The organism is Pseudomonas baetica (assembly GCF_051216495.1).
In the GTDB taxonomy this organism is placed as follows: domain Bacteria; phylum Pseudomonadota; class Gammaproteobacteria; order Pseudomonadales; family Pseudomonadaceae; genus Aquipseudomonas; species Aquipseudomonas baetica_B.
On the sequence record NZ_JBPKAM010000021.1, the window covers coordinates 1 to 11,958 of the forward strand.

Here is an 11,958-nt window from a genome sequence, read left to right on the forward strand (position 1 = left end):
AACTGTCCAGGCGCGACTGGTGGATCTGCGGTGCGAACAGTTCGGTCAACGAGCTGCTGGCGGCTTCCTGCCAACTGGCGCGGCGGGCGAAGTTGACGTAGGCGTCCACGGCGAAGCGCACGCCGGGTAATACCAGTTCCTGGGAGCGCAGTTGGTCCGGGTCGAGACCGACCGCCTGGCCCAGGCGCAGCCAGGCTTCAATGCCGCCGTCTTCGCCGGGAGCGCCGTCGTGGTCCAGCAGACGCTGAATCCACTCGCGGCGAATCTCGCGATCCGGGCAGTTCGCCAGGATGGCGGCGTCCTTGAGCGGGATGTTCACCTGGTAGTAAAAGCGGTTGGCGACCCAGCCCTGGATCTGTTCGCGGGTGGCGCGACCTTCGTACATCGTCACGTGGTACGGGTGGTGGATGTGGTAGTAGGCACCCTTGGCGCGCAGGGCGGCTTCGAATTCGGTGGGGGATAGCGGGGTGTCGGTCATTGCTGCTCTCCGGGTATATCCGGTGGATTCTTTGGTGTCTGTGCAGGCCCTTTCTCGAGCAGGGGATCGCATTCCAATGTGGGAGCGAGCCTGCTCGCGAAGGGGCCATCCGCTACAGCACGATACTCATGCCGTCATACGCCACTTCAACATTGCGCCGCTCCAGCTCTGCCCGCTCCGGCGAATCCTCATCGAGAATCGGGTTGGTGTTGTTGATGTGGATAAGCACCTTGCGCTGCTGCGGCAGTTGCTCAAGCACTTCGAGCATGCCGCCGGGGCCGTTCTGCGCCAGGTGGCCCATCTCCCGACCGGTACGGGTGCCAACGCCACGGCGCTGCATTTCGTCGTCGTCCCACAGTGTGCCATCCACCAGCAGGCAATCGCTGCCGGCCATGATCTCCAGCAATGGTGCATCGACCTTGCCCAAGCCTGGTGCGTAGAACAGTTTACCGCCGGTGTTCACGTCCTCGACAATCAGGCCGATATTGTCGCCCGGGTGCGGGTCGAAGCGGTGCGGCGAGTAGGGCGGCGCGGCGCTGCGCAAGGGCAGCGGAGTGAAGCGCAGGTTCGGACAGGCCGGGATGGTGAAGCTCTGGTCCAGCTCGATGCGGTTCCAGTTCAGGCCGCCGTTCCAGTGGGTCAGCATGGTGAACAGCGGGAAGCCAGTGCTCAGGTCTTCATGGACCATGTCGGTACACCAGACCTGATGCGGGCAACCTTCGCGCAACATGAGCAGGCCGGTGGTGTGGTCGATCTGGCTGTCCATCAGGATGATCGCCGCGATGCCGGTATCACGCAGGGCGCGGCCCGGTTGCATGGGGGCGAAGCTCTGGAGCTGGGCACGGATGTCGGGGGAGGTGTTGCACAGCACCCAGTTCACGCCGTCATCGGAAATCGCGATGGACGACTGGGTCCGCGCCTGGGCCCGCAGGCTGCCGTCGCGAAAACCTGCGCAGTTCACGCAGTTGCAGTTCCACTGAGGGAAACCGCCGCCAGCGGCGGAACCTAGAATCTGGACGAACATGGGGGCTCCATCATTGCAACACGGAAAATAAAAGTAACGCTGAAAATAAAACGCCTCGGGTTAACGAGGCGTTGTACTGCAAGTCTGCCAAGGCAGGGATTAACGGCTGGCGAAGTACATGGTGACTTCAAAGCCGATGCGCAGGTCGGTGTAAGCAGGTTTGGTCCAGGCCATGGGAGCGTTCCTTAAGGTGATGGGACAGGTGAGACCTATACATATAGTCCACCTCCGAGGGGAGATGTTCAGATAGTTAGGTAGCTATGTTACTTAAAATTTCACAAGAATTGGCTGCAAATGTTCGAGAAAGTTAATTGCAGCCCCGGTAATGATCATTTTGCCACTTGCCAAGGCGCGCCAGGGCACGTCCCGCTGGACAGGCAGCGCCAACCGCCTTCGGCTTGAATCAGGCGCAGGGCGGCAGTGATGAGTGCAGGTCGATCGATGGAAAGAATCGCCTCGGGTAGCCGCAGCAGATAATCCGACGAGCGGTTGGCCAACTTGCCCTGCCAGAGCAACTCCGTTGCTTGAACGTGGGGCAATGCTTCAACGGAAAATTGATCGGCCAATGTTTGGCGCAAGGTAACGAATTCGGCGTCATCGGTGCTCTGGATCAATTCCGGCAACTCGCTCAAAAAATGCTCGATGTGTTGCAGCAGGCCCGGTGGTGCGACGCTCGGGGATTGCACGCCGAACAGCAGGCCGGTTTGCCCGTGCAACTGACGCAGGGCACTGAATACCGCGTAGCCAAGTTGCAGATCGACGCGCAGGCGTTGGTAGAACGGCGTCTGACAGATATGAGCCAGAAGACGCCATGCGGCTTCGTCGGCGATGTCCGTCGAGGCCGTTGGGCAGAACAGCAGCAATGCGTGTTCGTTGGAACCCGTATCGAGCGTATGCCAGAGATGCTGCGGGTGGATCGATGGCGTTGGGGTCAGCTGGTTGTCCGGGGTGCCGGGGATACGGCTCAAGGCCAGGCCCATGGCCGCTTGGGTTTGAGCCGACAGGCCAATAGCGAGGCCATCCCAGCGGGCACTCGACCAGAGTTGCGGCAAGTCATCCGAGTCCGCGGTGGGTTCAAGGCAGTGACCGGGCAATGCCTTGAGCAACTGCCGAATCGGCATGGGCGCCGATTCATCTTGAGTGCCACTCACATCCGGGTTAGCCAGTGCTTTCAGCACATGCTCCAGTACCGTGGGCATGGGTTCTTGCAGACCGGTCATTTTCAGCAGCCATTCGTTGCCCGATGCGCTGAAGGAAAAATCCACACCGGCCTGACGCGCCTCTTCCTGCAGCGACTGCAGAGGGTTTTCGAGGCTCGATTGCAGGTGCTTTGCGGGTGTCGCTTCGAGGCGCCAGCGCAGGTAAACCGCCCCTTCGGCGGTGTTATCCGGCAATGCCTGGCTGAATTGCATCGGTGAGCGTTCGCGGCGGCTGCGTGAGCGGTCCTGGGCAAAGGTGCGCAGGCCACGGTGGGCACTGGTCTGGCCACGAATCAATCCGGCGTTGGGCGCAGGTGCTTCAGACCGCAAAAACGGATTGGGTGCCGGCAGTTGCCATTGACCGGTGAAGTTATCCACAGCACCGATTTGTTGAAGGATGTCCTTGAGGGCTGTCACGCCTTGCTCGGATAGCCCGGTTTCATATTGTTCGCTGTCCAGTTTCGCCCGTTGTAGTGCGCCGCTGACTTGCTGTTGACGCTGGCGCAGGGTGGCGTACTCATCGCGCAGTTCGCTCCAGTCTTGCTGGGCGAAGAAGCCCAGCCAATCCAGTAACTGTTCTCGGATCGCTACTGGCGAGACGTTGGTTTTCAAATTGAACGCTATGTGCAGCAAGGCCTGCCCGACGAACTGGTACAACGGCGCCGCTTTCAGGCTGTCGATCCAACCATGATTTTTCAACTCGGTCAGCAGTCCACCGGGTTTTGCGGTGTTCAGCCAATGGCACAGGAACGCCAAGGCTTCAGGGGATGAATCGGGTAACGCTTTGAACGCGAACAACAGATCCAACCGACGCTCGTTCACCTGTTGATAACTGTTTTCAGATGAGTCCATCAGTGGTGCGGGCGTTTGTTGCGGGGCCGCTTTGCCCTCGGGGATGGCATCTCCAAACGCTTGGGCCAGCATTTTCAATTCTTCGAGCGGCTGAGGACCCGCCAGGCTCAAGGTCATCTGTCCGGTTTGATAATACCGTTGATGGAAGTCCTTCAGCGCTTGCTGGAATTCGGGTTGTTCAACCGGAAGGCTGTCACGGTTACCCGCATGAAAGCCCCGCAGAGGATGATGTTCGCAAAGCCCACCGAATAGCGCCACATGCTGTTGGGCCGTCGCATCTTGCGACCAGGCGACAAACTCTGCGTGCAGCACTTCCCGTTCTTTCAGCTGATCCTGCGGACTCATGCGCGGATGGGCGAGCATGTCTGACAGGCGCTCCAATCCACCGGCGAAGGCCTGAGAGGGCAGCTCGAAAAAGTAATCAGTGGTGCGTTCGTTGGTCCGCGCATTCACCTGGCCGCCATGACTTTGGACGTAGGCCATCAGGCCTTGGCCCGCAGGAAAACGCTCGGTCGCCAGAAACAGCAGGTGTTCAAGGAAGTGCGCCATTCCCGGCCAGGCCAGCGGTACGTCATGGCTGCCGGCAGCGACACGCAACGCCGCTGCGGCGCGCTTCAAATCAGGCGCGTGGCGCAGTGTCACCCGCAGGCCGTTGGCCAGGGTTTCGGTGTGGGGGCGGGAGGGATTCGGCGCAGGCATGGGCACTTCCAGAACAGTGAAGTGCCAATGCTAGCGGATTAGCGCTTGTTGAGCGCGCCGTAAAGTTCGGGGCGGCGGTCGAGGAGATAGCGATTGGCGGCGCGGGAGTCGACCATCAATTGACGATCCAGCTCGCCGACAATCAGTGCTTCATCGAGGCCGGCCTGGGCAATGCGGCTGCCATCCGGTGCGGCGATGCTGCTCTGGCCGCAATAGTGGATATCGCCTTCTCGTCCACAGTAGTTGGCGTAGGCCACGTAGCACTGGTTTTCGAAGGCGCGGGCGCGAACCGTGACATCGGCGATGAAATCAAAGGGAATCATGTTCGCCGTCGGCACCAGAATCAGCTCGGCGCCTTCGATGGCCAGACGGCGAGCATTCTCCGGAAACTCCAGGTCGTAGCAGATCAGGAATCCGAGCTTCCAGCCGTTGAGTTCAATGACTGGGAATTCGTTGGTCCCAGGGCTGAACATCGAGCGGTCCAGATCACCGAACAGGTGGGTCTTGCGGTAGTTGCAGACGCGCTCGCCCTGGGCGTCGATCAGCTGCACGGCGTTGTAGATCTGCCCGTCCTCGGTACGTTCGGGATAGCCATACAAAATGGCGATCCCGGCGGCCCGTGCAATGCGCGCAACCTGTTGTGCCGACTCACCGTTGTGCACCTCCGCCAGCACACCGACGGCATCGACGCCGATGTTGTAACCGGTCAGGAACATCTCCGGTAGCACCAGCAAATCGGCGCCTTTCGCCTCCAGCACAAGCTGCTGCAGGCGTTGCAGGTTGCCGGCGACATCCAGAGGCAGCGGTGGACATTGGTAAAGGGCTACGCGCATCAGGGATTCCTCTTACTCGGGCAGGGCGATAGGGCCTATCTCTTTGAACACATCACCCGGGCCCGGGTTCTCTTTATGTGTCGCGCCGCCGAAATGCTTCATGATGCCCCACACCGCATTGAGCGAAGTCTGCACCGCGCCTTCGACCCAGGCCGGTGTCCAGGAAACGTCGTCGCCGGCGATGAAAATCCCGCGTTGCTCTGGCGGCATGTCGTCCTGCATGAAGTGTGCATACATGCGCTGGTTGTAGCGGTAATGGCCGGGCAGGGCGCCTTTGAAGGCACCGAGGAAGTGCGGATCGGCTTCCCAGGACACGGTGATCGGATCGCCGATGATTCGTGCGGCGATATCGACTTTCGGGTAGATCTTCTTCAGCGCATCCAGCGCCAGTTTCACGCGTTTTTCCACCGGGTGCGGGAGCATTTTCAGCGCGTCGCTCATCCACGAGTACGACAGGCAAATCACCCCTGGCTTGTCGTCGCCGTTATCGAACAGGTAAGTGCCACGGGTCAGGCGATCGGTGAGGGTCATGCTCATCAGGTCGCGGCCGGTTTCCGGGTCCTTGTCCTTCCAGAACGGGCGGTCGACCATCACGAAGGTTTTCGACGACTGCATGTAACGGGTACGGTCCAGCGCCATCCACATCTTCTGCGAGAACAGGGTTTCTTCACATTCGATCTGGGTGGTCAGCAGCCAGCTCTGGCAGGTGGTCAGTACCGCAGCGTATTCGCGGGTGTCGCCGTTGTTGTCGGTGACGGCAAATCGGCCACCCGGAGCGTGAGCGATTTTCTTTACCCCGGAGCGTGGAGCACCGCTGTGCAACGACTTAAGGCTGGTGCCTTGTGGCCAGTGCACACAGCGTTCCGGTACATGGCGCCAGATACCTTGTGGCACCTGTTCCACGCCGCCGACCACCAGATGCTGGTGGTCGTCGCAGTTGGTCATCACCACACGGAAGATTTCCAACATCGAGTTGGGGAAGTCCGAGTCCCAGCCGCCGGTGCCGAAACCGACCTGGCCAAATACTTCGCGATGATGGAACGACAGTTTGGCGAAGGCTTTGGAGGTGGCGACGAAGTCATAGAAGGTGCGGTCGTCCCACAGTGGCACGAGGGTGTTCCACAGCTCTTTGAGGCGCGGTACATCGCGGTCGCGAATCGCTTGTTGGATATCGGAGAACTGCGAACCGGCTTCCAGGGCGTCGGCCCAGGCGTCAGCCACTTCCTGGAACAGTGCAGGAAGATCCGCCAGTTTCTGTGCGTAATGGGTTTTGCCTTCCAGATCGATGACAGTGCTGCCGGAGGCAGGTGTCAGCGGGTTGGGGAAGGGCTTGGTCTCAAGACCCAGCTTGTCGACGTAGTGATAGAACGCGGTGGACGACACCGGAAAGCGCATGCCGCCCAACTCGGCGACGATGCCATCAGTGCCGTTGAACGCCTGGGAGCGCAGACGGCCGCCCAGCTTCGAGGCCTCATAGACCACTGGCTTGAGGCCAAGCTTCATCAGTTCGTATGCCGCCACCAGCCCTGCGATACCGGCACCGACAATCGCCACTTCGGCACCGTGATGGTGCTCGGGAATGCTGCCCAGGCCTGCCGGATGCTCGATCCAGTCGTCGAAGGCGAAAGGAAAGTCCGGACCGAAAATGGTGACTGGTTTCTTACCGTCTGCAGGGTGGCGATTGTTCTTGTTCATGGCTGACCTTACTGGCGACCGGACGCGGGGGGCGCGTCTGAGTATAGGAAAAGATGCGAGCCATTCTAGAGAGCGTAGAGCACGTTAATAAGACGCAAAATGTCGTCGTTTTGCAGTTGAATAGATCAATATGACGAACTAGTTATTCAAACTGACAATGATGCTCTTTGTGGGAGCGAGTCTGCTCGCGAAGAGGGAGTGTCAGTTTGCATGGTGCTGACTGATGCACCGCATTCGCGAGCAGGCTCGCTCCGACAGTGGCTGCGTTCAAACCGGCTGCCCCCGATCAATCTTGCTGCTCAAGATGATCGACGTCGTGGTCTTCTCCACCCCATCCACACTGCCGATCTGATCCAGCAGTTGATCCAGTTGCTCCGGCGAATCGGTGCGCAACCACGCCACATAATCAAATTCGCCACTCACCGCGCATAGCTGCTGCACCTGCGCCATGGCACTCAGTCGGCGCAATACTTCCTTGCCGGAGCGCGGCTGCACGGTGATCCCCACGTACGCCTGCAATCCACCATCTACCAGCCGCTGGCCCAGTCGAACGCCATAACCGGTGATCACTTTGGCTTTCTCCAGCCGTGCCAGGCGCGACGTCACGGTGGTGCGAGCAATGCCCAACTGCCGGGCGAGCATGGCCACGCTCTCGCGGGCGTTGATCTGCAGGGCGGCAATCAACTGGCGGTCGATTTCGTCAAGAACGGGCGGGCGAGTGTCAGGCAAAGGAGTGTCTCCAGCGGCACGGAACAATGGTCCTGCATGTTACAGGCACATCCCGCACAGTGAATCCTTGATCTAGCCTCAGTACCGTTCATGCCATTTTTGCCTGCGACAAATTGCCATAAGTAACTAGGTAGTACATTATTCCGCCCTTGTCACAAATGGGGAAATTTTCCGACATGAATAATTCTGGGGCTGCCGCCGGCAGCAAATGGTTGCTGGCGGGGCTGGGTGTCCTGATTGCACTGATCGGGCTTGGCCTGGTGGGCGGCGGTGGCTATCTGATCACGCTGGGTGGCAGTTGGTATTTCCTGCTGATGGGCCTGGCAATGCTGGTCTCCGGCCTTATGATCGCTCGCCGCAAACCGCTGGGCGCGTGGCTGTATGGCCTGGCGCTGATCGTGACGGCGATCTGGGCGGTGTGGGACGCCGGTTTCGAATACTGGCCGCTGGTTTCACGCGTGCTGACGTTTGCCGTGATCGGCCTGGTCGTCGCGTTGATCTACCCGACATTGGTACGCGCTTCGGGTGCGACGACGGGACGTGGCGCCTACGGTCTGGCTGGCGTTCTCGGCGTCGGCGTTGTCGCCACGATGGCCTACATGTTCGTGCCGACCCACGTGGTCAAGGCCTCCAGCGAACCTGCGGTTACACCGGTTACACCCGGTACCGAGCAGAAAGATTGGGCGCACTGGGGCAACACCACCGCCGGCAATCGCTTTGCCGCGCTGGACCAGATCAACAAGGGCAATATCGACAAGTTGCAGGTGGCCTGGACCTTCCGCACCGGTGATATCCCGCAAAGCACCGGAGCGGGTGCTGAAGATCAGAACACCCCGCTGCAAATCGGTGACACGGTTTACACCTGCACTGCTTATGGCAAAGTCTTCGCCCTCGACGCCGATACCGGCGCCCAGCGCTGGAAGTTCGACCCGCAAGGCACCGCGCCTAACTGGCAGCGCTGCCGTGGCCTGGGCTACTCCGAGACTGCTGTGTCTTCGGACAATCAGCCTATAGCCTGTGCGAAACGTCTTTTTCTGCCGACAGGCGATGCGCGCCTGATCGCCATCAATGCCGAGACCGGCAAGCCTTGTGAGGACTTCGGCAACCAGGGCACTGTTGACCTGACCACCGACATGGGCGAAGTGAAGCCCGGTTACTACCAGCAGACCTCGACCCCGTTGGTCGCCGGCAACGTAGTGATCGTCGGCGGTCGTGTGGCCGATAACTATTCCACCGGCGAACCGCCAGGCGTGGTCCGAGCCTACGACGTGCGCAGTGGTGAGCTGGTGTGGGCGTGGGATCCAGGTAACCCGAACACCACCAAACGTCCACCGGCCGGAGAGACCTACACCCGTGGTACGCCGAACGTTTGGTCGGCCATGTCCTATGACGCCAAGCTCGGTCTGGTCTACCTGCCGACCGGTAACGCCACTCCAGACTTCTTCGGCGGTCAGCGCACCGAGTTCGATGACAAGTGGAGCTCATCCATCGTCGCGCTCGATGTGAAGACCGGTCAGGTGCGCTGGCACTTCCAGACCACTCACCACGACCTGTGGGACTTCGACTTGCCGGCGCAACCGCTGCTGTACGACGTGCCGGATGACAAGGGCGGCCTGCAGCCTGCGTTGGCGCAAGTCACCAAACAGGGCGAGATCTTTCTGCTCAACCGCGAAACCGGCGTGCCCATCGCGCGGGTTGAAGAGCGTCCAGTGCCGCAAGGTAGTGTGCCCGGCGAACGCTACTCGCCGACCCAGCCATTCTCGGTAGACATGCCGTCGATCGGCAATAAGACCCTGACCGAGTCCGACATGTGGGGCGCCACGCCATTTGACCAGTTGATGTGCCGCATCCAGTTCAAAGGCATGCGCCACGAAGGCGTCTACACGCCGCCGGGCATGGACCGCGCCCTGCAGTTCCCGGGCTCTTTGGGTGGCATGAACTGGGGCAGCGTCTCGGTTGATCCGAACAGCAACTACATGTTCGTCAACGACATGCGCCTGGGCCTGGCCAATTACATGATCCCGCGCGACAAGATCGGCGCCGGGGCCAGCGGCATCGAAATGGGCGTGGTTCCGCAGGAAGGCACGCCGTTCGGCGCGATGCGCGAACGCTTCCTCTCGGCGGTCGGCATTCCGTGCCAGAAGCCACCGTTCGGCACCATGTCGGCCATCGACCTCAAGACCCACAAACTGATGTGGCAAGTCCCGGTCGGCACGGTTCAAGACACCGGCCCGCTGGGCATCCGCATGCACTTGCCGATTCCGATCGGCATGCCGACCCTCGGCGCATCCCTCGCCACTCAGTCGGGCCTGCTGTTCTTCGCCGGCACCCAGGACTTCTACCTACGCGCCTTCGATACCGGCAACGGCAACGAAATCTGGAAATCGCGCCTGCCGGTAGGCAGCCAGTCTGGCCCGATGACCTACATCTCGCCGAAAACCGGCAAGCAGTACATTCTGCTGACGGTGGGCGGTGCGCGTCAGTCGACGGATCGTGGGGACTATGTGATTGCCTATGCGTTGCCCAAGTAAGGTCTGAAAAATAGGTAAGAAAAAGCCGCGCAATTGCGCGGCTTTTTTCTGTGTGAATTTTCAGTAAAGCTACAGTCACTCGTAGGTGAACGGGAGATCCAGCGTGATGGACGTGAAGAGAATGCCACCCGCTGTACGGGACCATGCCCTGCAAATCGCTAATCACGAAATGGGGCACTACGTCGTCGCTCGAGCGCTGGGTTTTGGAACGGGCGACGTGACCCTGAGCGTGTCCATGGACCTGAGGCATAAAGGGGGTGCCAGCATCACACTGGCGCGCTCGATTACATCGCTGCCAGCGATGACGGCGTACCTGGAAGCCCGGATCATGGTGCTCTATGCGGGCGCCATGGCGCAGACGTTACCTTGCGCCCAGTCCCGCGAAAAACGCGTCGATCAATCGAAAGCGGCCGCCATCCTCAACGGCGCGTTTGGGGCGGAAAAGGATGACGCAAAAATCAGGGAGCTGCGGCAACTGTTGCGCAACATCACCTACCCCGATACGGGTCCGGCTTCATCAGACTGCATCACGGCCGAGCTGACAGTGATCCATGATCGTCTGTGGTTACGCGCACAGCAGATCGTCGACGCTTATGCCGAGATCATTACCGGATTGGGGGCCGCACTCGTAGACCGCATGGCGCTCGTGGAGCAATGGGGTAGTTCGGTGGGCACCTATGAGGTCGTATTGACGCGTGGAGTGCTTGAGCGGTTATCTCCCCTGTAGGAGCGAGCTCGCTCGCGAAGGTCGTGAACGATGACGCGTAATCCTGATACCCCGCGCAGGCCTTTGGTTTTTCGCGAGCAAGCTCGCTCCTACAGGCTTTTTAACTGATTGGCCTGCGTGTCAGCACTTTCACCACATCATCGATTACCGCTTTGCTCATCGTCGCCAGATAGTGCACGGCCCAGGCGTTTAAACACAATCAAATGCGGTGCGCCATCTTACTCATGGGCATAGCTGCGTCGTCACACTTGCGTGTCAGGCAATGGGGGAATGGGTAAACCCTCTGCCGGAAATCATCGTTCACAATTACCGAGGAAAACGCACTGGCCGGACGCCCACTGGGCTCATACATTTATTCCTTTGAGGTTATATTCCTTCGGTGGCATATTTGTATGAAATGGGACGTTGAATATACCGATGAGTTTGAAGGCTGGTGGAATCGCCTCAATGACGCTGAACAGGACTCGGTCCAGGCCACGGTTATGTTGCTGGGTGATGATGGGCCGCACTTGGGTTTTCCCTATACCAGCGATATCAAGGGCTCGCGACATGGAAGCCTTCGTGAGTTGCGGGTGCAGCATTCGGGAAGGCCTTACCGGGTTTTGTATGCATTTGACCCAAGACGCTGCGCGATTCTGCTGATCGGGGGTGACAAATCCGGCCAGGATCGTTGGTATCTGGAATATGTACCGCTAGCCGAGCGTCTGTACGAAGAGCATTTGGAAGCATTGAAGAAAGAGGGCAATGACGATGGCTAAAAAATTTGCTGACTTGGTGGCACGGCGCTCTCCCGAGTCTCAAGCGCGTGTCGACGATCTGCATCGAAAACTGCGAGCGGAAATGCCGCTGCACGAGCTGCGCCAGGCTCAGGCATTGAGTCAGGACAGTTTGGCCAAGACACTTCATGTCAATCAGGCGGCAATCTCCAAGATGGAGCGCCGCACTGACATGTACATCAGCACGCTGCGTAACTACATCCGCGCCATGGGTGGTGAATTGGAAATCATCGCCACCTTCCCCGAGGGACAGGTGAAGATCGAGAACTTTGCCAACTGAACAGTCAGACACGAAAAAGCCGCGCAATGCGCGGCTTTCTTGTTTGGTGGGCCCACACGGACTTGAACCGTGGACCAAAGGATTATGAGTCCTCTGCTCTAACCAACTGAGCTATAGGCCCCAGTAGGTCGCGGA

At 59.7% G+C, this 11,958-nt stretch carries 11 protein-coding genes, 1 tRNA gene and 1 pseudogene; 4 read left to right on the forward strand and 9 right to left on the reverse strand.

Annotated features, from left to right (window positions below; translation table 11 throughout):
* From pqqC to ACSFE6_RS10365, 7 genes are all read right to left on the reverse strand, one after another.
* Positions 1 to 478 (reverse strand): pyrroloquinoline-quinone synthase PqqC (gene pqqC / locus ACSFE6_RS10335; protein WP_435427506.1); only part of this gene is annotated, 478 nt, incomplete at its 3' end.
* A gap of 112 nt (positions 479 to 590) precedes the next feature.
* Positions 591 to 1,502, reverse strand: coding sequence for a pyrroloquinoline quinone biosynthesis protein PqqB (gene pqqB / locus ACSFE6_RS10340; protein ID WP_435427507.1), 912 nt, complete (start codon positions 1,500 to 1,502; stop codon positions 591 to 593).
* A 99-nt stretch (positions 1,503 to 1,601) separates the two neighbouring features.
* Positions 1,602 to 1,676 carry a pyrroloquinoline quinone precursor peptide PqqA gene (gene pqqA, locus ACSFE6_RS10345; RefSeq protein ID WP_003444522.1) on the reverse strand — a complete coding sequence of 25 codons (75 nt, stop codon included), beginning with the start codon at positions 1,674 to 1,676 and terminating at the stop codon, positions 1,602 to 1,604.
* Positions 1,677 to 1,831: 155 nt separating this feature from the next.
* On the reverse strand, positions 1,832 to 4,252 hold the full coding sequence (gene pqqF, locus ACSFE6_RS10350; RefSeq protein ID WP_435427508.1) for a pyrroloquinoline quinone biosynthesis protein PqqF: 2,421 nt from the start codon (positions 4,250 to 4,252) through the stop codon (positions 1,832 to 1,834).
* Positions 4,253 to 4,290: 38 nt separating this feature from the next.
* Entirely contained in the window at positions 4,291 to 5,085 is a 795-nt protein-coding gene (locus tag ACSFE6_RS10355) for a carbon-nitrogen hydrolase family protein (protein ID WP_435427509.1), read from the reverse strand.
* A 12-nt stretch (positions 5,086 to 5,097) separates the two neighbouring features.
* On the reverse strand, positions 5,098 to 6,780 hold the full coding sequence (locus ACSFE6_RS10360; RefSeq protein WP_433737454.1) for a flavin monoamine oxidase family protein: 1,683 nt from the start codon (positions 6,778 to 6,780) through the stop codon (positions 5,098 to 5,100).
* A 267-nt stretch (positions 6,781 to 7,047) separates the two neighbouring features.
* Positions 7,048 to 7,509, reverse strand: coding sequence for an Lrp/AsnC family transcriptional regulator (locus tag ACSFE6_RS10365; protein ID WP_053162983.1), 462 nt, complete (start codon positions 7,507 to 7,509; stop codon positions 7,048 to 7,050).
* Positions 7,510 to 7,685: 176 nt separating this feature from the next.
* Between ACSFE6_RS10365 and ACSFE6_RS10370 the strand changes: the two genes are divergently transcribed.
* Positions 7,686 to 10,040: a glucose/quinate/shikimate family membrane-bound PQQ-dependent dehydrogenase gene (locus ACSFE6_RS10370; RefSeq protein ID WP_435427510.1), complete on the forward strand. Its 2,355-nt coding sequence runs from the start codon at positions 7,686 to 7,688 to the stop codon at positions 10,038 to 10,040.
* A gap of 106 nt (positions 10,041 to 10,146) precedes the next feature.
* A complete protein-coding gene (locus ACSFE6_RS10375; RefSeq protein WP_435427556.1) occupies positions 10,147 to 10,767 on the forward strand; it encodes a peptidase M41 in 621 nt (206 codons plus the stop codon).
* A gap of 100 nt (positions 10,768 to 10,867) precedes the next feature.
* Here ACSFE6_RS10375 and ACSFE6_RS10380 read toward each other — a convergent pair.
* A pseudogene (locus tag ACSFE6_RS10380) lies at positions 10,868 to 10,957 on the reverse strand (DUF3077 domain-containing protein); the annotation flags it as partial.
* A 202-nt stretch (positions 10,958 to 11,159) separates the two neighbouring features.
* Here ACSFE6_RS10380 and ACSFE6_RS10385 point away from each other — a divergent pair.
* Positions 11,160 to 11,525, forward strand: coding sequence for a type II toxin-antitoxin system RelE/ParE family toxin (locus tag ACSFE6_RS10385; protein WP_435427511.1), 366 nt, complete (start codon positions 11,160 to 11,162; stop codon positions 11,523 to 11,525).
* Complete coding sequence (locus ACSFE6_RS10390) at positions 11,518 to 11,823, forward strand: XRE family transcriptional regulator (RefSeq protein ID WP_435427557.1); 306 nt, start codon at positions 11,518 to 11,520, stop codon at positions 11,821 to 11,823. Before ACSFE6_RS10385 ends, ACSFE6_RS10390 begins: the two co-directional genes overlap by 8 nt.
* Before the next feature lie 44 nt (positions 11,824 to 11,867).
* Here ACSFE6_RS10390 and ACSFE6_RS10395 read toward each other — a convergent pair.
* Positions 11,868 to 11,944: transfer RNA gene (locus tag ACSFE6_RS10395), tRNA-Ile, on the reverse strand.
* Positions 11,945 to 11,958 lie beyond the last annotated feature (14 nt).

Bases quoted from the DNA above. Each gene is read 5' to 3' on its own strand.
- ACSFE6_RS10360 (WP_433737454.1), bottom strand. From the start codon at position 6,780: ATGAACAAGAACAATCGCCACCCTGCAGACGGTAAGAAACCAGTCACC.
- ACSFE6_RS10385 (WP_435427511.1), top strand. From the start codon at position 11,160: ATGAAATGGGACGTTGAATATACCGATGAGTTTGAAGGCTGGTGGAAT.
- ACSFE6_RS10370 (WP_435427510.1), top strand. From the start codon at position 7,686: ATGAATAATTCTGGGGCTGCCGCCGGCAGCAAATGGTTGCTGGCGGGG.
- ACSFE6_RS10375 (WP_435427556.1), top strand. From the start codon at position 10,147: ATGGACGTGAAGAGAATGCCACCCGCTGTACGGGACCATGCCCTGCAA.
- ACSFE6_RS10390 (WP_435427557.1), top strand. From the start codon at position 11,518: ATGGCTAAAAAATTTGCTGACTTGGTGGCACGGCGCTCTCCCGAGTCT.
- pqqF (WP_435427508.1), bottom strand. From the start codon at position 4,252: ATGCCTGCGCCGAATCCCTCCCGCCCCCACACCGAAACCCTGGCCAAC.
- pqqB (WP_435427507.1), bottom strand. From the start codon at position 1,502: ATGTTCGTCCAGATTCTAGGTTCCGCCGCTGGCGGCGGTTTCCCTCAG.
- ACSFE6_RS10355 (WP_435427509.1), bottom strand. From the start codon at position 5,085: ATGCGCGTAGCCCTTTACCAATGTCCACCGCTGCCTCTGGATGTCGCC.